Here is an 18,891-nt window from a genome sequence, read left to right on the forward strand (position 1 = left end):
CGCGAAACCCGGCCGGGCGACGTCAGTGCGCTGAGACACGTCCGGTTCCTTTCAGGCATTCAGAACTGCTGCAGCTTGGCTCCAGGCGGAAGCAGGTCTTGGGGCGGACGGGGCGGCGTCGAGGTCGACGCGGACGACGTCCATGAGGCCGGCGTCGTCAAGCTCGTGCCGCCCGGCCTCGTGAAAGCGGCGCAGTGGATGATGGCGGCTTCGCGATCTCCCACAGCCCGTCCAGAACGATCCAACTGCCGGTACCGCCCCGTGCCCGGAACCGCGACGCCTCACTACGTAGCACACGGTCTAAGAGAGCTCCCTGGCCAGGTACTCGGTGAACGAACGCCCCGGCAGGTCCGTCGTGCTGGAACTGAGGGAGAAGCGTGAATCTTTGTGCAGATGCGCTCCAGGCTCCCCGGACCTGCGGAGCCGCAGTCAGCGACTGGCAAAATCGACGATTCCGCTTAGCACTCGCGAAACATAGGCGCAGAGCCGCAGGTTGACTGTGTGTCACGCCGTAACACTCAGGGGGGACCTTGTGTCAGACGGGTTCTACATCGGCCACTCCGCGCTCGAAAGATTGAGCGGGGCCCTCAAGAAGGAGGGCGATGAACTCGGGGAGCAGTTGGCCAAGTTCAAGCCGAAGACGGATGGCGAGGCCATCCACGACGGCTTCGGGTTCCTGACGGAGTCAGAGGAAGTGACCACCGCGTACATCGATTTGGCCAACCACATGACCAAGGCGATCCAGGGGTTGCAGGAGCATCTGTATGAGATGGCGGACAACCTCTCCGAGAACTCCCACAACACCGCAGCAGCCGAGCATGCCTTGGAGGATCTGTTCAAGGTGGAGAACGCGTGAGTGACGAGTCGGTCGCGGAGACCATTCACGAAGCCGGACTCGAGCTCTGGAACCCTGGTGGCGAGCCAGAGGTTCTGCGTGACGCGGCCAAGGCGTGGGGCACGATGGGCGATTCCCTCGACAAGTTCGTCGTCCACATGGAAAAGGTCGTTCGTGACGTTTGCGGCGACGAATGGCGGGGGCCGGCTGCCGATGCCTTCGTAAAGCACTGGGAAGAGGTCAAGAAGTCCGTCGAGGACGCTCAACCGAGCTTCGACGAGGCCAAGAAGGGCCTGAACGAGGCGGCGGACAAGATCGAACAGATCAACAGCGAGATCCATGCGATCTACGCGGAGATCGGTGTCACGATCGGCGTCTCCATCGCCACCTCCTTCATCACCCTCGGATTCTCCGCTGCCGCCGGCGCCGCGAACGCGGCCCGGCTTGCCGGGCAGGCGGCCACCGCTGCCGCGAGGCTCGGCAGGATCCTCGCCACGATTGCCCGTTGGTTCGAGAAGCTTCGGACTTTTGAGCACTCGAGCAAGTTTCTGCAGTACGGCGTTCGCTTCGGCAGTACTTTCGGCGGTCGGACCGCGATCGAGTTCGGCAACGGAGTGGCCACCAGCCTGATCAGTGGCAAGGGCCCCGAGTGGGAGAACAACCTCGTCGGCGGGATGGCTGGGGCAGGCATGGGAAAGCTTGCCGATGCGGCTCTTGGCGGGAGGCTCGGGGGAGGGATCGGCGAGTCGATCGGCACAGCTGCTGCGGGTGGCGCGACAGGCAGCATGGTCGGGGATGCCGCCAATGCTTACGGCCCGTGGGCCGACAAGGACGACGAGTTCGACTGGTCGCAGTCGCTGATCGGGGCCGGAGCCGGAGCCGCCGGCGGGGGCGTCGGAGGCGGGATGACGCACGGTTCGGGCGCCGGGGAGGCGAGTAGCAACGGAGAGGGTGGTTCCGGTGTGGCAGCCGACGGGAACAGCGCAGCGGACGGCTCTTCCGGTGGCGCCGCCGGCACGGCTGGAACGGACGGAGCTGCTGGAGCGAGCGAGGGTAACGGCGACCAAACGACGCCCGACACCGGAGCCGATGCTGAAGGGCTGACGCAGGAGCAGCAGAACGCACTTCGCGACGAGGCCACGAGCAGCCGAGCGGGCACGGAGTTCGGAGCCGCCGGAAACCGGCTGAAGGAGGCGGACAGCATCGAGGACGATCTGGCCGAAGGGCAGCAGAAGACGGCCCAGCAGCTCCGCGAACACGCAAAGAACACGAGTCTGGTGGATGACTTCGGATGAACAGTTCAGACGGAACAAGGACAGGTGCCATGAAGGATGGCGAGGTAGGGACGCTCGGCACGGCCGTCATCCTGGGCAGGGTGACGGCGTGGGGGGCATGCCTCCTGATGACGGTGCTCCTGGCGTGCTGGCTCTTCATGGCGAAGTCCACTCTGCGTGACGCGCTGGTCCTGAGCAGTGCGGTCGTACTGGCTGCCCTTGCCCTCTCGGCATGGGCGTTGCGACGTGCGTCGGGCAACCCGGAGGCTGAGTCGGTCTATCGCGCCCTTGCCGCGCGCGCATCGACCGCAACCTCGCGGGGAGCCGGGGCCCTCCCCGCGAGGTTGCGGAGCGCCTCCGCCCTGATCAGTGGACAAGCCCTGTCCCTGTACGGCGGAGTCACGGCGCTGCTCCTCCCACTCGCCCTTGGGGTGGGCACTCCCACGCACACGGGCAAGGCGGCGGAGATCGCCTCTTCGGGGGCCGTTGTGCGGGTTTTGCAGGTCGAATCGGTACGGGATGTCGTCCGGGACCGGCACAAGAACGGCAGCACATATTTCTGCACCGTGACAGTCACGCTCCCTTCGGTCGACGGGGGCGGGAGCGGGGAAAGCGCAGAGTTCCGATCGGAATGGTCAGACCCCGCGGTGGTCGGCGGGAACGTCTATGTCGCCTACGCCCCCGAGCGACCCGAACTGGGAGCCGTGGGCGACGAGGACAGAGCCATAGTCGACCGTGAACTCTCGGGTCGCGCCATGAGTAACTGGTGGACCTGGATTCTGGCCCTGGTGTGTCTGGCCGTCATCGGGATTTGCGCTGTCACCTACCCCATGAGTCGTAGGGACCAGCGCTTTCCGCGGCGGCTGCACGGAGACGAATGCGTGTTGCGGGCAAGCATTTCCGGGTACGACGGTCGTGGCGCAGGGAAGACACGTATCTCCCTGGACACGTCCAACGGCCCCATGCAAATGCACGTCCATGGGAACAATGCCAGGTACGTGAACACAGCGGGGAACGCGGAAGGCCATCTGGCTTGGGCGCCTGGCAGCCATAAGCACGGAGGCCGGAAAGGCCCACATCGCACGGGCGCGGTCTTCATCAGCGACGCGGGCTGGTTCATCCCGGGTGGCCTCGCCCCGGAGTACGAAGAGCCCGCGCGTGCGGGGGCTGATCACCAGTTCGCTGTCGATTCGACTCGCGAGAGCCGACTGCTCGACCTCGACGGCGGTTGGCTTCTCAGCATTCCGAACCGCCTGATGAACGCCCTCCTGCTCTGGACGCTCTGCGTCGTAGCGCTCGCGCTTCCCCTTCCCTCGTCGGCCTGGCGCCTGTTCGTCGGGATTGCCGGCACGGTTGGTCTGCTGGTGTATGGCCTGTACGCAGTCGGGAGCCAAGACACGCCCTCGCAGAGTCAGGCGAGCAGCAGCTCGGGGGCCACGGGATCTACTGCCTGACGTCACCCATCGCCTCGGCTTGAGATGTTGCTCCGCCCAAGCCGAGGCGGTGGACCCGGCATGCAGCCTGCCCAATGTCAGCAGCTTCGACACTCGCTGAACAACGACTTCGACGCGTGACGGCCCGACCTGACCAACTGCGCCCTTCTCAACCTCGGCGGGACTGCTGACGCGGCGCGCACTGGTTGAGCCGGGCGGAGGCTCGGGGGCGGGATGCCTTCGTGCCCATCATGGTTGTCGGGATCTACGTGCCGTTGCTGCCCACGCGCGACCTGCGGGACGGCTCCTACCCCTATTCCTGGATCGAGGAGGGCGAGGACTTCCTGTCCAATCTCGGTGACCAGAGTGACGTCGAAGTCTTCGATGAGGGCGAGGAGGCCGGGAATATCTAAGTCTTCTCTTCCTCACCGGCGCCAATGAGAGAAATCTCCTGACGGTGGCGTCATGTGTGGCCACTTCACCTGGGGGGGTCCGGCGGGCACCGTTGCGGTCAGTAACGACGAGGCGGAGGAGTTCGGTCTGGGACGACGGATGGCGCTTCCGCTACCTGCGCTCCGAAGACCGGTGCGGAGCCTTCGCCCCTCGCTCAAGGCAGCCCAGCTGGCGCGGGAGCGGGCTCCGTGTGCCGTGACGAAGTGAAGCTCCTGATAGACGAGTTGTCGTTCAAGATCAACCTGTCCGCCAGGAGCTTCGCGTGCTTGTCAACGCATCGGGACCTGATCTGTACAGTCCAGCCCTACAGTTCCCTGCGAGGAGCTGACGGCACTGCGCCGTGAACGCGGAACACCGGGCCGTCGGCACCGGCCGGCCCGGCAAACCGTGCTGGTCTTCGCGCTCCTGGACGGCCTTCCTAGGATCGACCACGCTTGAACGCGACAGCATGGGATGGGTCTGCGCGTGGGGCGAAACCTCCCTGATCGGCTTCGTCAACATCGTCCAGGACGGCAGCGTCCCAGCTTGCGCCACGCGACCCGCCACGACCAAGCCGACAGCTACTGGCTCTGATACGGCGGCTGTTGAGCATAGGGATTGGGGTGCTGCGGGGACTGTGTGGGAGGCACTGGGTACCCCTGGTTGGGAGGTGCAGTGGGATACGACTGTTGAGCGGTCGGATACATCGTCTGTTGGGGTGAGTAGACACCCTCGTGCTGCTGATAAGTTCCGTTCGCAGAATTGCGGCGGCTACGCAGCACGGCGAAGACGATCGCGGCGCCAATTACGGCTCCAATGCCGACAACGCCAACTACGAGGACAAGGGCGCCCATTAGGGAGAATCCCTCCTTGTTCTGGTTCTAGGTCACTGCACAGCTTCAGCTCTGGTAGTTCGAGGTCGAAGCTCTCCCATGGGGATTCGCTCCTACTGCCCTTGGTGCGGAGGCTGTTGGGCGTAGGGGTTGGGCTGCTGCGGGGACTGTCCCGGAGGCGTGGGGTAGCCCTGGTTGGGAGCTGTGTTGGGGTACTGCTGGTAGCCCGTCGGGGGCTGGGGCGGGTTGCCCGTGCCGTGAGGCGGGCTTCCGCCGCCGGAGCCAGGGCCACGGCCACTGCCTCCATTGCGGCGGTTGCGGAGTACCACAAAGAGGATGCCAATGACCACCACGGCGGCCGCAATGCCGGCGATGAGGAGGAAGCTGCCCGAGGAGGACTTCTTCTTTTTCTTGGCCAGGCTTGTGCTGTCGTTGTCGTCGGATGCAGCGCCTGAGTTGGTGGACGTGGACGACGATGACTGGGCGAGGGGGCCCTTTTCGGGGCCCTTGGGGATGTTCATCGTCAGCGCCGAACCTGGGCGGGCAATTCCGTAGCCCAACTCGCTGTCGGGAGCCTTCTTACCTTCGTGCTGCAGGAAGGAGGCCGACTTGATCAGGCGGTTGATGACCTGGCCTGCGGTGAGGCCTGGGTACTTGGAACGGACCAAGGCTGCAATGGCTGAGACGTAGGCCGTGGCGTCGGAGGTGCCATCAGCCATGGCGTATCCGCCCGGGCTGGCAGGGTCCACTCGCGGAATATCAACCCCGGGAGCGGCCAGGATCACGCCTTTACCAGAGTTCGAATTGCTCCAGAAGTCCAGATTCTTGTCGACAGCGGTTACAGCGACTACCCCGGGAAGCGCAGCTGGGTAATTCACTGTTCCAGCGTCATTGCCCGCGCCTGCCACGACCACGACATCATGCTGCTGAGCGTAGGCGATTGCCTTTGCACCCTTGGAACCGGGATATGCGGCGGTGTCGTTGAATGAGAGGTTGATGACCTCGGCACCTTGGTCTACCGCGTAGCGCACTCCATCTGGCCAATTGGTCGACATTTCATCGCCATTCGAAGCACGCACTGGAAGAATCTTGGCTTTCGGTGCGAGCCCCATTACGCCGACGGAGCTGCCTTGGCCATGTCCGTGACCAGCAATGATACTTGCCATGCCCGTGCCATGGCCATCAGTGTCCTTGTGAGCGTCGCCCCCATTGACATCCTTGCCTGGCAGGACTTGACCTGTCAGGTCTGGGTGCGTGGCATCCACGCCGGAGTCAACGACTGCAACCGTGACTCCTTCCCCCTGTGACGATTTCCAGACCCTCTCGGCGTCGAACACCGTCAGGGGCCATTGTTCGTCCCGGACAGAGTCTGCTGACGCAATTGGCGCCGACGTGAGGAGCAAGGCTCCCGTCAATGCCACGACACCTGTCGTGGACAGGACTCGCGTGAAACCCAATTCCCTGCTCCTCACTCGGCGATGGCTGGGTGCGCCAGCCGTTATACATGGGCAGACGACAACCTTCCGTCCAGCCCACTTACATGCTTACTCGATGGTCCGCGGTACGTTACGGTTGCGGTCCTCTTCCGAGATCCAGGTCTCCTCGTCCTCGACCAAGTAGTCGGGACGGTCGCCCCTGCTGTTCTCGTCCTCGCCTCGACGGCCGCTGCGTCCGCCCATACCGCCAGCTCCGCCAGCCATGGCGCCGCGCTGCGTTCCACCGCGGCTGCCGTGCAGGCCTGCACCGCCACCAGCGCCTTTGCCAGTGACCCCCTTAGCTGCACCGACCACGCCGCCGCGAGACTTCGCGAGGGCTCCGCGCCCCCCAGCGCCGGCACCACTCCTGCCCGCCGCACCCGCTCCGGCACCGCCCATGCCGCCCATGCCAGCTCGGCCTCCGGCTCCGCGACCTGCTGCCGCACCGCCACCAGCCAGACCGCCACGACCGCCCGCGGCGCCGATGCCGCCGCGTGCGGCGGCACCACCCGCGAGGCCAGATGCTCCGCCAGGGGCCACGATGCCGGAACCCTGACCTCCGCTGGTGCCAAAGTTGCCACCACCGACGCTGGATCCGCCAACGCCCGTGCTGGGGCCACTTCCTGTCAGGCCAGGCGAGATGCTGTCCACCTTCGTTCCAGCTGTTGGGAGTTGCGTTCCTCCAGTGATGCCCTGGTCACGGGGCATCGCCGGGGCCGGCTTGATGCTGGTTGTCTGACCTGCGCTCCACGGCTTGGCCGGGCCACTGCCAGTGCCAGGGCCCGTAGTACTGGGAGCTGGCATGGCAATGGGAGTCGGCATCGGCGCACTGGGGTTCGGAGCCGGGAAGGGCTCCGGGTCGTCAACGGGAGGGAGCCTCTGCAGATGTGTCTTGTAGTTGACTGCCAGCTGCTCCATGATCGCCACCCCCTCCAGCTGCTTTTCCTTACCCGCCGACAAGGAGTCGGCGTTCGCCTGGCGGGCGGCGTCCGTACTCACGCCCTTGTTGATATCTGCCAGTAGTTGATCATCGTTGCGCTCGTCGTCAGTGAGCTTGTCCCAGGCCCTGTCCCAGCCGGAAGGCTCTTCGACCTCCCGCATCTTGGTGATGGAGTTCCGCAGATCGTTCTGGACGGCGTGCATGGCTTCCCCGTAATGGTTGGCCCACGCAGCTCCGTTCCGGACGTTCTGCATGATCTCGTTGGCCTTCTTACGGAAGGCCTCTGCCGCGTCGCCCTCCCAGTGCTCGAGCACGTTTTCCACTGCGCTCTGCATCATGCCCGCGACGCTGTCTTTCGCGGACACCGAGTCCACTCCAGCGTTTTTGCCGTCACCGTCGCCGCCAGAGAGGATGTTGTGGACCGACTTCCAGTGCTGGCTGACCTCGTAGATCCGGCCGGGGTCCGCGTCAAGGATCATGGAGCGCAGCTCAGGAATGCTCATGCTCATGAAGGGCGTGTCGAGCTTGCTGCGGTCCGGCCCCCCCATACCGCCGTCCTTGGTCGACTCAAGCTTTTGGTCGTGCTTGTCCTGAATCCGCTGCTGTTGTGCCTTCTGCTGAGCCTCGTAGTACTCAGGGCTGTTGTAGTAACCGCCGTAGCCGTAGCCCATTGTCGAAACGTCCCCTCTGTCAGTGACCTGTCGCTGTACCGATTAGTAGGCCGAGCCCTTAGGGCCACCGTCAGGGGCAGCGCTCACGCCCTGCTTGTTCGCCTGTTCCTGGTTGTTGTACTTGTCCCTGACTTTCGAGGCGCTCTTGCCGAAATCATCGATCAGCTGGTGCAGATCCTTGATGATCTTCTCAATCCGCGTCTTCTGCTTCTGATGCGCATTGTGAAGCTCGTTCGACTCCAGGAACTTCATACTTCCGAAAGCAGTGCTCGGGATATCCGTCTCGTACTTAGCCTTGGTGTTGGCCTTGTCCATGTCTGACAGAAGGCCGTTGAGCTTGCGGATGACGTTATCCAGCTCGCTCAGATCAACCCGCATTCCGTTACTCATACCCCGTTGTCCTCTCCCCTGTTCCTCAAGTTGTCAGCACCCACTCGGTGCCCCTTCATCGCCCAGGTCGGCCGACGGACGCACCGGCCCGGCCGCCCCTCCGGCTACGCCAGTCCCGCACAGCAACCCCGCTCCCCGCAACCACCAGCGCAAGAGCCAGACCCGTGCCCAACACAAAGATGGCCACCCGGCGTTCACGCTCCGCCTCGGTCTCGCCCATCGTCACGGCCATCGGGATGACTCCGTCGGCGCCGGCCGCGACGGGCGGGTCCGGCTCCGGGGAGCTGCCCGGGGTCGACTCCTCCGACAGCGCGGCGATCGGGTCGACGACGCCCCAGCCGATGTAGGCGTTGGGGCCGCGGCTCGGGCGTTGGGCGGTTTCCTGGATTCGGGTGGCGATCTGGGCCGCGTCCCACTCCGGGTACTTCTGCTTCAGGAGGGCCGCGACCCCCGCGACGTACGGCGCCGCGAAGCTCGTACCGTCGGCCGTGCACTGGCCGCCTACCGGGACCGTGGAAACCATGCCGACGCCCGGTGCCGCGATGTCGACGAAGTCGCCGGCCTGTGAGAAGAAGGCGCGTTCGTCGTTGCGGTCGGAGGCTGCCACCGCCAGGACACCCGGGTATGCGGCCGGGTACGTGTCGGCGAACTTGCCGTCGGCTCCGTCGTTGCCGGCCGCTGCCACGATCAGCGCACCCTTGCGCACCGCGTCCGCCACGGCGGCCGCGAGTGTCGGGTCGTCCTTCTTGTTCTGGGTGTCCGAGGAGATGTTGATGATCTTCGCGCCCGCGGCGACCGCGGTCTTGATCGCATCGGACATCGTCCCCGCGTCGCCCTGCTTCTCCTTCCCGCCCGTGTAGCGGTAGGAGAGGATCGTCGCCTCCCGCGCGATGCCCACGAAGCCGGTGCCCTTGAGCGGCCGGGCGGCGATGATGCCCGCCACCCGCGTGCCGTGACCCTCGTCGTCCTTGGTGGCGGAGCCGTCCACGAAGGTCTTGCCGCCTGACACGGCACTGCTCAGCTGCTTGTTGGAGCTGTCGACGCCCGTGTCGATCACCGCGACCTTGACGCCCTTGCCCGTCGCCTGTCCCCACAGCTGGTCCAGGAGGACCCGCTGGAGGGACCAGGGGGTGGACTTGATGACGTCACCACCGAAGACGCATTCCGAGCTGGCCGACAGACCGAACGCCGGGTCGTCGGAAGCCGCAAGGCGGGTGGGTGTGGTCGTGTCCGGCGATGCCGGCACCGCCGACGTCGGCGGTGCCGAGGCAAGGCAGACCCCGGTCACCGCGAGCACGCCAAAAACCCGCTGGAGTACGCGGGTTCCACGGGTGCGGCTACGCGAGCGGGCTGTGTGGCCCGTCACGTTCAGGCCGTTCATCTTCAGGCCCCCAGGGCTTCCTTGCTTCCTTCGAAGCTGGGTCATGTGTGTGTCGCGATTGGTACGGCGAGTGTGAATGTTTGCGGGATTTGCTGTGCACAGGTCCACACAAGGTGCGTGCGGTCCCGCAGGAGCTGTGTACGACCCCGAAGCAGAGGTCGGCCCAGCCGACGCCGTGGCGGCGGCTGGGCCGATCCTCTTCATCTCATGCCCCTCGGGTCGCCTCTGGGCTCAGCCCCAGGTGTTGGCGTTGCTCTTCTCAGTGGCCTGGTAGCTCTCGGCGGCGCTCTGCAGGGCCGTCGAGATCTTCAGCAGGGTTGCGTGCAGGTCCTGAGCGGTCTTGTCCCACTCGCGCTGCTTGCGCTGGTAACCCTCCTGCGCCTCACCTTCCCAGGTGCTGGCGACACGCTTGACCGCGGCCTCGAGGTCGTCGAGCTGCTGCTTGATGCGGCCGGCGGTGGACTTCACGTCCGTGGACGCGTTGGTGATGGTTGCGTAATTGACGAGAATCGACATCGTCATTCCCTTTCAGGATGAATCGAAGGAAAGCGAAGGAACCGGTGAAATCCGGCAGAACGCAGGGCTACGCCGGAGCATCGGGAGCCCATGAGCGGAACGGCTCGATCAGCCGAAGTCCGACATGATCTTGCTGATCTCGGCGTTCTGCTGCTCTTCCGAGGCGGAGTAGTTGCTCCGCGTGGAGTCCACGGCTTCCTTGATGTCGTTGAGGATGTCGCTCATCCTCTTCGCGTCCGCGTTCCAACGATCCTGCAGCTGGCGGTACGACTGGGCCGCCTGGCCCTTCCAGCCGCCGGCGATCTGGTCGATCACTCCGTTGAGGCGGCGGATCTCGCCCTGCAGCTGACCGTTAGCGGTGCTGATGTCGCCGGAGAGCTTGGTGAGTTCGTCCTCTGTTACCCGGAACTGGCCGGCCATGATGAACCTTCCCCCATGTCGTCGTTTATCCGGGATACCAGCACGGGTGCCCGGAGGAGCTTCGCACGCTTGAGCGCTGCAAACACTCTATCGTCAGCCTGTCACTCAACCACAGGCAAGACCAATCAGTTACACGGCTCACACACTTGGGCGATCATCTCGTGACCGTCACGCCGTCTTACTGTCAAGTCCTGTTGGCCGTAAGTCCGTTGGCCCTACGGCCGTCGGCCGGCCCGCTGCGGCGAGCGGGGCGGCCGGGCGTCCGCGGTCGGTCACTGGCTCTGTGGCTGCGCCGCGCTGCCCGTGTCCAGCGTCGGTCCCTTCGGGATGAACGTCGCCCAGGTCTGCGGCACGATCGAGATGTCGGAGACGTCCTCGTAGCCCAGCCGCGTGCGCGCCTTGTCCGTCTCGCTCGCGTCGCCCTCCGACGCGCCCGCGGAAGACGCACCGCTTTCCTGCGCCGCGCTGTCGTTGCTCTTCGGCAGGGAGTACCGCAGGCCCGTGTCCGTCAGCAGATACGTCGCGCCACCGCCCGCGGCCGTGCCCACGACCTCCTGGAAGAGGAGACCTGAGCCGGAGGAGACGTAGGCTCCCAGCGAGTCAGTGATGACCGTCTTCGGGTAGTTGGTTCCGGACCATGCGGCAAGCTGCGGCTTCCTGTCCGCGCCGATGCCGCCCTTGTAGACGCTGCACGACGTGGTACGGGCCTCGCCGGCCTGCGGGGCCGCGGGATTGGCCTGCTGCGGAACGGTGAGCGGCCAACCCTTGTCCGCGTAGAAGCGCTCCGCCGAACCGCCGTTGGCCTCGATGATCGCCGGGGTGCTGGACTTCACGGGGCTGGCTCCGTCGCGGGCCACCAACAGGTTGGCGACGAAGGGCGAGATGACGGCGACCTCGTTCTTGAGGACCACGTAGAACTGCTCGCTCTGCGCGTCCCGCGCCCGCAGCACCTGACCCACCGTGGTCACTCCGGAGAGCCCCTGGACGGAGGTCGGTTCATCGGCGTTCGGGACCGTCGGAAAGGTGATGTCCGTGCCCTTGTTGAGGGTGTTCAGCCACTCCGAGCTCACCTGCTGCGGCTGGGCCGATGCGCTGCTCCCGATGACCGCGGTACGCAGCTTCTCCATGGAGGTGTCGTCGAGACCCGCCTCGCCACCCAGCAGGAAGCGATTCCCCTGACCGTCGACCAGGTACTGCAGCTTGGTCTTGGTGTCCTGGACGTACAAAGCCTCTCGGGGGTCGACCTTCCCCGCGCCCGCCAGCGACTTGGCGTCGGCTGCGTCGAAGACGAACACGGCACGGTCGATGGCGGCGGCGCCGTCCGAGCCGCCCGGCGCCGGGCGCTCACACACGGCCCAGGTCTTCTTCTCCTGCGCGTCGTCCTTGGCTGGCAGCCGGTCAGGGGCGTACGGAATGCCGATCGTCGCGCCGTGCCGGATGCCGCTCTTGTCGATCTCCTTGCCGGGGACCTCCAGGACGGTGCCCTTGCCCTTGTCCAGGAGCAGCTTCGCGGAGGCGTAGTTGAGGACGGGGTGGAGCACCTTCTCCACCTTGTTGTCCTTCGGGTCCGGGTCGAGCACCACGTACCGCGTCGTCGAGTCACTGTCGACGATGATGTACTCACCGGGCGTGTCCCAGCCCTTCGGTGCCGCCGGCTTGATCACGCCCCACGCGATGAAGCCGATGACCAGCACCACGCCCACCGCGAGACTGGGCATCACCGTACGAACGGGACGCGGTGCGCCTTCTTCGGATCCGCCCGGCGACGGCGCCAGGAACGCTGCGACGGTGCGCTTGCGAGCGAACGTGTAGGCGGCGAGCTCATCCCGACGCTGCTTTGCCATGGTCCCCGTTTCTCCCGTTTTGTGATGCTCGATCGTGATGTGAGATTCGATCGCGGTTGTGTGCTCAAGCGCGTGTGTGATGCTCGACCGCGCCCGAAAGGCCGGTCCCACAAGGCCGGTTGGCCGCCTCACGAGGCTGGTTCGACCGCCTCACAAGGCCGGTTCGGCCGCCTCACAAAGCCCGTTCAGCCACGCAGGCACTCGCGCAGGCACCTACTATGCCTTGCGCCACGCGGCCGCGATCCATCAGGTGCGCGGCCGCCCCCGCATCTTCACAGAGCTTCACCACAGCGCTCCACCATGCGGGGCCGGTCCATGACAGGGTGGCCACCTGGGGTTTGGGTGTCCCCTGTGTCGCCTGGTGTTGTGCAGCGGGTACCGTGAGCCACCCGCATGGATGTTGTGGGCCATCGGTGCCCCTGGCCCGTCGCGGGGATCCCGGACAGCGGATCCCGCCCGACCGACGGCCACTACTTCGCGAAAGGGATGTCCCGGGGGATGACCAGCGCTACGAGCACTCGGCGCGGACGCCGCGCACCGCAGCAACAGGGAGGTCCGGGCGGCAGACGTACGTCCGCTGCTCCGGCCGCGCCCGTCGCCGCGTCGCCGCGCACGCTGCCCCGCCCCGGCGGCCTCGGTCCGGTACGGCTGCAGCAACTCATCCTGGTGGAGCTCGCGGCGGCGGTCATGCTGGCCGCCTGGGCCGCCGACGCGTCCTGGCTGCTGGCCCCGGCCGGTGCCGTGGCGGCGCTGCTGCTGCTCCTGGCCGTACTGCGCCGGGGCCGCCGTCCGCTGCCCGAGTGGTACGAGACGACACGCGCGCTCAGGCAGCGTCGACGCGACGCCAAGCAGCCCGTGCCGCCCGGGACGGACGCCATGCTGGCGCCGGTCGTGGAGTGCGACCCCGCCCTGCGGACGTACTCCTTCGTGTCCCGTGACGACCGTTCGATCGGCATGATCGGCGACGGGACCTTCCTGACCGCCGTCCTCTTCGTGCAGCCGGCCGACGAGCCGCTGCGCCCCGCAGCCGCCGGACGGCAGTTGCCGCTGCGGCTGATCCAAGACGCCCTGGAGGTCGACGGGATCCGGCTCGCCTCCGTGCAGGTCGTGCAGCACACCCAGCCGGCGCCCGCGCCGCACCTGCCGCAGCAGTCGCTCGCCGCGCGCTCGTACGGCCCGCTCCAGGCGCAGGCCGGTTCCCCCGCGCTCCGGCTCACCTGGGTCGCCCTCAAGCTCGACCCGGAGCTGTGCCCGGAGGCCGTTCAGGCCCGCGGCGACGGTGTCCCCGGTGCGCAGCGCGCCCTGCTGCGCGTGGCGGACCAGCTGACGAGCCGACTGGCCGGGGCCGGCTTCAAGGCGACGATCCTGGACGAGACCGAGCTGGTGCAGGCGCTCGCGACGTCCAGCTGCCTGAACCCGCGCGCCAACGCGCAGCACGGGCAGGACGGCCGCGCCTCCCAGCGCCGTACGGTCGAGGCGGTCCGCACGTGGCGGGTCGACGACCGGTGGCACACCACGTACTGGGTGTCCCGCTGGCCGCAGTTGGGGAACGGTGGCGTGGCGCTGCCCGAGCTGGTCACACGGCTCACCTCGCTGCCCCTGCTCGCGACGACGTTCAGCATGACCCTGAGCAAGGCAGGCAACCGGGGCGTCTCCCTCACCGGGCACGTCCGTGTCACCGCCCGCGGTGACAGTGAACTCGGCCAGGTGGGGCGGGAGTTGGAGCGGGCCGCGAGTACCGCGAAGGTCGGTCTGGTCCGTCTCGACCGGGAACAGGTTCCCGGAGCCCTCGCCACTCTGCCGCTCGGAGGTACGTACTGATGTCCCACCCCGCGACCATGCCCCCGGGGCAGCAGGGCCGGGCCCCCGGGCGCACTCCGGCACACGTGGCCTCCCCCACCGACACCGGCCTGATCCCGATCATCCGGCAGCCGGACGCACAGCAGCAGCAACGGCGCATCTTCAGCCCCGGCTTCGGGCTGCGCGGGCCGCGCCGCAACCGCCATGTCGTCAGCGCCGACGAGCTCGCCGCCATCAGCATGCCGCTCGGTGACGACGGCGTGATCATCGGCACCGACCCGGAGTCGCAGCCGGCCGTGCTCGGGCTGTCCCGTCCGACCCCCTTCGACGTCGTGCTCGTGGGTGGCCTGTGGCTCGCCCAGGTGCTGGCGCTGCGCGCCGCAGCGACGGGTGCGCGGGTGGGCGTCGAGACCGGGCGTCCGCAGGCCTGGCAGCAGTTGGCCCAGGCGGCCGGCGGCGGCCAGCAGTGCGTGACGGTGTACCCGGTGGGCCGGGTGCCCGCGCAGGGTCCGTCCGTGTCCAGTCCCGTCGTGTTGTTCCGGGACTGCGGTATCCGCCCGCCGCGCGGTCGGGTGACGTCCGTGCCGTGGCAGGCCGTCGTGACCGTACTGCCCTTCGTCAGCGAGCACGCGCCGCGCTGGCTGTCCCAGGCCCATCTGGTCGGGATCCAGCGCATCTCGCCGTACGAGACCGAGGCCGTGCGGGACACGCTGGGCGTCCCGGAGGACCAGCTCCAGCACCTGCCGACCCTGCACGACGGCGTCGCTCTGTGGTGCACTCGTAAGCACCAGAAGTTCGTCATGACCGACCCCACCGACGCGGAGACGGGCCTGCTCGGCGTGGCCCGCCGTATGGACTGACAGGTCGTCGTCCCCTGGGCGCGGCCCAACAAGGCCAAGCCCAGGGGGGTTTCCGTCCGCACCCATGAGGCTCTTCCGCCCACGCACCCGGAGCTATAGCGTCCGCGCCCATGGGGGCTTTTCCGTCCCGCCATGCGAGTGATTAGGCTTCTGGTGGTGCGGTGACGATCGCAGTCGAGTGGGACTCGCCACTCGGTCCGCCCGGCCGCGACGACGACCAGCTCAGCAGCAGTGGCTGACCAGGAGGCAAGCAGTGAACAGGGATCGGTCCGAGTACAACGGCGGGAGCCCTTCCTCGGACGGGGACGATCACGAGGTGGATCTCACCGGCGAGTTCGAAATCGTCTACACACCTCCCGCCTGGTACGCCCAAAGTACGCAAAGCGGTTCTCCGGCCGGTGGACAGCAGGATTCCGGTCCGCCATCGCCACCACCGCCGACCGGAGCGCCCGTCGGGTCGCCCACCGGTCCGCCCGGTGCGCCCGCTCCCTACACACCCGGACCGGCGCAGCCACCGGCCCAGGGCATCCCTCAACCGCCCGCGCAGCCGGCCCAGCCCTCCCAGCCCTCCCAGCAGACTCCGGCTGAGGGCACGCCCAACGCGCACCAGCAGGGCGGCCCGGCCACGGGTGGCTACGGCTTTCCGCAGCAGCAGCCCGCGCCGGGTGGCCCCGCAGCCGGCGCATACGGCTATCCCCAGCAGACGGGCGCCGCCGCGCCCCCGCAGGGTCAGGGCCAGGACACCTCGGGCGGCTTCGGCGTACCCCAGCAGGGCCAGGACACCTCGGGCGGCTACGGCGTACCCCAGCAGGGCCAGAGCCAGGACACCTCGGGCGCCTACGGCTTCCCGCAGCAAGGCCAGGACACCTCCGGCGGATTCGCCGCGCCCCAGCAGGGCCACAGCCAGGACACCTCCGGCGGCTACGGCTTCCCGCAGCAGAGCCAGGACACCTCCGGCGGATTCGCCGCGCCCCAGCAGGGCCAGAACCAGGACACCTCCGGCGGCTACGGCTTCCCGCAGCAGAGCCAGGACACCTCCGGCGGATTCGCCGCGCCCCAGCAGGGCCAGAACCAGGACACCTCCGGCGGCTACGGCTTCCCGCAACAGGGCCAGGACACCTCCGGCGGATTCGGCGTGCCGCAACAGCACACGCCTGCCCAGCCCCCCGTCGCGCCTCAGCCCCAGGTGCCTGCCCAGCCTCCCGTCGCGCCCCAACAGCACACGCCCGCCCCACCCCCGGCGCCCCCGGCTTCCCCGTGCTGCGCCCGGTCGACACCGACGCCCAGGGCGGACCGTCCTCGACGGCCACCCCGGCAGCCGGCGTCCCGGCGGCGCCCGCACCCGAACAGCCCGCCCCCGCACAGCCGGTGGCGGAGCCCGTGGCCGACCCGGAGGCCGAGCTCAACCATGCCGCCGCCGACGCCGAGGCCGCGCGCCTGTTCGGCGATGCCGACGACGACGCAGAGGCGAACGAGGACCGAAGCGACGAGGTGGAGTCGGCCGACTCCGCCGGATCCGCGCCCGCCGCGGAGGGCGACGAGCCGGAGCACCACGTCCAGGCCGACGCCGACTCCCCCGCCCAGGCCGCGCCCCAGAACGAGCCCCCGGCCGCCCCGGCCACCCCGGAAGCGGAGCCGGACGCAGAGGCCGAGGCACAGGCCGCCGCCCCCGCGCCCACTGCTCCCGCACAGCCGCCCGCCGCCCAGGCACCGCAGCCCCAGGCGCAGCCGACCGGCCAGACCCCCATGCCGCCGCAGGCCCAGCCCACCGGCCAGGCCCCGGAGCAGCCGCAGGCCCAGCCCCACCCCAACCAGGCGCTCCCGCCGCTGCCCCAGGGCTTCACGCCGGCGCAAGCCGCCCAGGGAATGCCGCCGCAGGCCGGTCAGCCGGATCAGCAGGCCGCCGCCGCGGCGCAGGCCGCCGGTTACGGCTACCCCCAAGCCCCGGCCGCCCAGCCGCTCCCGGACCAGGCTGGCCACCCCGGTCAGCCCGGCCACCCCGGTCAGCCTCCGCACCAGCCCCCGGCCCAGGGCTCGTTCGGCCCCGCGCAGCACCAGGCCCAGCCCGGTTACCCGGCGCAGGGCGGGCAGCCCGCCCCCGCCGATCCGCGGCAGGCGCACCAGACCGGACAGCCCCAGCCCGGACACCCGCAGGCCGCCGGTTACGGCTACCCGCAGCAGGCCCCGCACACCGGTCAGCCGCAGCCCGCGCAGCCTCAGCCCCAGCCCCAGCCCCAGCCGACGCACCCCCAGGCCGACGGATACGGCTACCCGCAGCAGCCGCAGCACCCCGGGCAGCCCGGCTACGGCTACCCGCCCCAGGGCGGCGGCTACGGCTACCCTCAGGCAGCCCAGCCCCAACAGCCGGCCCCGCAGCAGCCCCCGGCTCAGGGCCAGCAGCCCCCGGCCCAGCCCCAGCAGCAGGCCCCGCAGCAACCGCAGCCCCAACCGCAGCCGCAGCAGAACCCCGCCGCCTACGGCCAGCCGGGCAACCAGGGCAACCAGGGCTGGAGCGCCCCACCCGGCCCCCAGGCCGGCCCCGGCGCTCCCCAGCAGCAGCAAGCCGCGCCCGGAACTCCGCTCGGCTACAACGCCGCCGTGGAGCTGTCCTCCGACCGGCTGCTGCGCAACCAGCCCAAGGCGCGCAAGAACAACCAAGGGCCGTCCCGTTTCAAGCTCGGCGCCAAGAAGGAGCAGGCGGAGCGGGAGCGGAAGCTGGGTCTGATCCGGACGCCGGTGATGTCCTGCTACCGGATCGCGGTGATCAGCCTCAAGGGCGGCGTCGGCAAGACCACGACGACCATGTCGCTGGGCGCCACCCTCGCCACCGAGCGGCAGGACAAGATCCTGGCGATCGACGCCAACCCGGACGCCGGCACCCTCGGCCGACGGGTGCGGCGCGAGACGGGCGCGACCATCCGTGACCTGGTGCAGGCGATCCCGCAGCTCAACAGCTACATGGACATCCGCCGCTTCACCTCGCAGGCGCCCTCGGGCCTCGAGATCATCGCCAACGACGTGGACCCGGCGGTCTCCACCACCTTCAACGACCAGGACTACCGCAGCGCGCTCGACGTGCTGGGGCGGCAGTACCCGATCATCCTCACGGACTCGGGTACCGGTCTGCTTTACAGCGCGATGCGCGGAGTGCTGGACCTGGCCGACCAGTTGATCATCATCTCCACGCCCTCGGTGGACGGCGCGAGCAGCGCCTCGACCACGCTCGACTGGCTGTCGGCGAACGGCTTCGCCGACCTCGTCCAGCGGTCGGTCACCGTGATCTCCGGTGTCCGCGAGACAGGCAAGATGATCAAGGTGGACGACATCGTCGCGCACTTCGAGACCCGCTGCCGCGGTGTCGTCGTGATCCCCTTCGACGAGCACCTGTCGGCGGGTGCCGAGGTGGACCTCGACATGATGCGCCCCAAGACCCGCGAGGCCTACTTCGACCTCGCCGCGCTCATCGCCGAGGACATCGCGCGCACGCAGCAGGGCTTCGGCAACCCGAGCATGCAGTACCAGCAGCACCCGCAGCAGGGCGGCTACGCGCCCCAGCAGCAGCCCCAGCAGCCGTACCCCCAGCAGGGCGGCGCCCCGCAGCCGGGTCAGGGCTGGGGGCAGCCCCCGCAGCAGCAGCCGCAGCAGCAGCCGGGCCAGGGCTGGCAGCAGCAGGCGCCGCCGCCGCAGGATCCGCAGCAGGGCCAGCAGCCGCAGCAGGGCGCCGTACCGCCCGGCTGGACACAGCAGTAGCCCGTGCACGCCGAAGGGCGGCCGGTACCCCTGAGGT

The 18,891-nt window shown here is 68.3% G+C and carries 14 protein-coding genes; 7 read left to right on the plus strand and 7 right to left on the minus strand.

Translation table 11 applies throughout. The features are described 5' to 3' along the window. The first annotated feature begins 532 nt into the window (after window positions 1-532). The 4 genes from OHO27_RS11035 (at window position 533) to OHO27_RS11050 (ending at window position 3,955) form a co-directional block, all read left to right on the plus strand. Window positions 533-856, plus strand: a complete 324-nt coding sequence (locus OHO27_RS11035) for a hypothetical protein (RefSeq protein ID WP_328422738.1) — start codon at window positions 533-535, stop codon at window positions 854-856. Continuing rightward, window positions 853-2,130 carry a WXG100-like domain-containing protein gene (locus tag OHO27_RS11040; RefSeq protein ID WP_328422740.1) on the plus strand — a complete coding sequence of 426 codons (1,278 nt, stop codon included), beginning with the start codon at window positions 853-855 and terminating at the stop codon, window positions 2,128-2,130. The genes OHO27_RS11035 and OHO27_RS11040 overlap by 4 nt, the downstream gene beginning before the upstream one ends. Window positions 2,131-2,159: 29 nt before the next feature. Next, on the plus strand, window positions 2,160-3,563 hold the full coding sequence (locus OHO27_RS11045; protein WP_328422742.1) for a hypothetical protein: 1,404 nt from the start codon (window positions 2,160-2,162) through the stop codon (window positions 3,561-3,563). Between the two features lie 221 nt (window positions 3,564-3,784). Next, complete coding sequence (locus tag OHO27_RS11050) at window positions 3,785-3,955, plus strand: hypothetical protein (RefSeq protein ID WP_328422744.1); 171 nt, start codon at window positions 3,785-3,787, stop codon at window positions 3,953-3,955. A 965-nt stretch (window positions 3,956-4,920) separates the two neighbouring features. Here the strand turns inward: OHO27_RS11050 and OHO27_RS11055 are convergent. The 7 genes from OHO27_RS11055 to eccB form a co-directional block, all read right to left on the minus strand. After that, window positions 4,921-6,264: a S8 family serine peptidase gene (locus tag OHO27_RS11055; RefSeq protein WP_328422746.1), complete on the minus strand. Its 1,344-nt coding sequence runs from the start codon at window positions 6,262-6,264 to the stop codon at window positions 4,921-4,923. Between the two features lie 87 nt (window positions 6,265-6,351). Next, entirely contained in the window at window positions 6,352-7,893 is a 1,542-nt protein-coding gene (locus tag OHO27_RS11060) for a hypothetical protein (RefSeq protein WP_328422748.1), read from the minus strand. Between the two features lie 42 nt (window positions 7,894-7,935). After that, a complete protein-coding gene (locus tag OHO27_RS11065) occupies window positions 7,936-8,283 on the minus strand; it encodes a hypothetical protein (protein ID WP_328422749.1) in 348 nt (115 codons plus the stop codon). 55 nt (window positions 8,284-8,338) lie between these two features. Continuing rightward, a complete protein-coding gene (mycP, locus tag OHO27_RS11070) occupies window positions 8,339-9,580 on the minus strand; it encodes a type VII secretion-associated serine protease mycosin (RefSeq protein ID WP_328422750.1) in 1,242 nt (413 codons plus the stop codon). Between the two features lie 315 nt (window positions 9,581-9,895). Continuing rightward, complete coding sequence (locus OHO27_RS11075; protein ID WP_328422751.1) at window positions 9,896-10,186, minus strand: WXG100 family type VII secretion target; 291 nt, start codon at window positions 10,184-10,186, stop codon at window positions 9,896-9,898. Between the two features lie 102 nt (window positions 10,187-10,288). Further along, window positions 10,289-10,600, minus strand: coding sequence for a WXG100 family type VII secretion target (locus OHO27_RS11080; RefSeq protein WP_328422753.1), 312 nt, complete (start codon window positions 10,598-10,600; stop codon window positions 10,289-10,291). A gap of 272 nt (window positions 10,601-10,872) precedes the next feature. Then, entirely contained in the window at window positions 10,873-12,444 is a 1,572-nt protein-coding gene (eccB, locus tag OHO27_RS11085) for a type VII secretion protein EccB (protein WP_328422755.1), read from the minus strand. A 498-nt stretch (window positions 12,445-12,942) separates the two neighbouring features. Here eccB and eccE point away from each other — a divergent pair, with 498 nt between their 5' ends. The 3 genes from eccE to OHO27_RS11100 all read left to right on the plus strand — a co-directional run bounded on the left by eccE (window position 12,943) and on the right by OHO27_RS11100 (window position 18,854). Beyond that, complete coding sequence (eccE, locus tag OHO27_RS11090; RefSeq protein ID WP_328422757.1) at window positions 12,943-14,265, plus strand: type VII secretion protein EccE; 1,323 nt, start codon at window positions 12,943-12,945, stop codon at window positions 14,263-14,265. Then, a complete protein-coding gene (locus OHO27_RS11095; protein ID WP_328422759.1) occupies window positions 14,265-15,104 on the plus strand; it encodes a hypothetical protein in 840 nt (279 codons plus the stop codon). The genes eccE and OHO27_RS11095 overlap by 1 nt, the downstream gene beginning before the upstream one ends. A 1,257-nt stretch (window positions 15,105-16,361) precedes the next feature. Beyond that, window positions 16,362-18,854 (plus strand): MinD/ParA family ATP-binding protein, encoded by a 2,493-nt coding sequence (locus OHO27_RS11100; RefSeq protein WP_328422761.1) that lies wholly within the window; start codon window positions 16,362-16,364, stop codon window positions 18,852-18,854. The last annotated feature ends 37 nt before the right edge of the window (window positions 18,855-18,891 follow it).

This window comes from Streptomyces sp. NBC_00443 (assembly GCF_036014175.1).
Taxonomy (GTDB): domain Bacteria; phylum Actinomycetota; class Actinomycetes; order Streptomycetales; family Streptomycetaceae; genus Streptomyces.

Excerpts from the sequence above, each read along its gene's own strand:
- OHO27_RS11045 (WP_328422742.1), top strand. The coding sequence starts at position 2,160 with ATGAAGGATGGCGAGGTAGGGACGCTCGGCACGGCCGTCATCCTGGGC.
- OHO27_RS11095 (WP_328422759.1), top strand. The coding sequence starts at position 14,265 with ATGTCCCACCCCGCGACCATGCCCCCGGGGCAGCAGGGCCGGGCCCCC.
- OHO27_RS11060 (WP_328422748.1), bottom strand. The coding sequence starts at position 7,893 with ATGGGCTACGGCTACGGCGGTTACTACAACAGCCCTGAGTACTACGAG.
- OHO27_RS11080 (WP_328422753.1), bottom strand. The coding sequence starts at position 10,600 with ATGGCCGGCCAGTTCCGGGTAACAGAGGACGAACTCACCAAGCTCTCC.
- OHO27_RS11065 (WP_328422749.1), bottom strand. The coding sequence starts at position 8,283 with ATGAGTAACGGAATGCGGGTTGATCTGAGCGAGCTGGATAACGTCATC.
- OHO27_RS11075 (WP_328422751.1), bottom strand. The coding sequence starts at position 10,186 with ATGACGATGTCGATTCTCGTCAATTACGCAACCATCACCAACGCGTCC.
- eccE (WP_328422757.1), top strand. The coding sequence starts at position 12,943 with ATGACCAGCGCTACGAGCACTCGGCGCGGACGCCGCGCACCGCAGCAA.
- eccB (WP_328422755.1), bottom strand. The coding sequence starts at position 12,444 with ATGGCAAAGCAGCGTCGGGATGAGCTCGCCGCCTACACGTTCGCTCGC.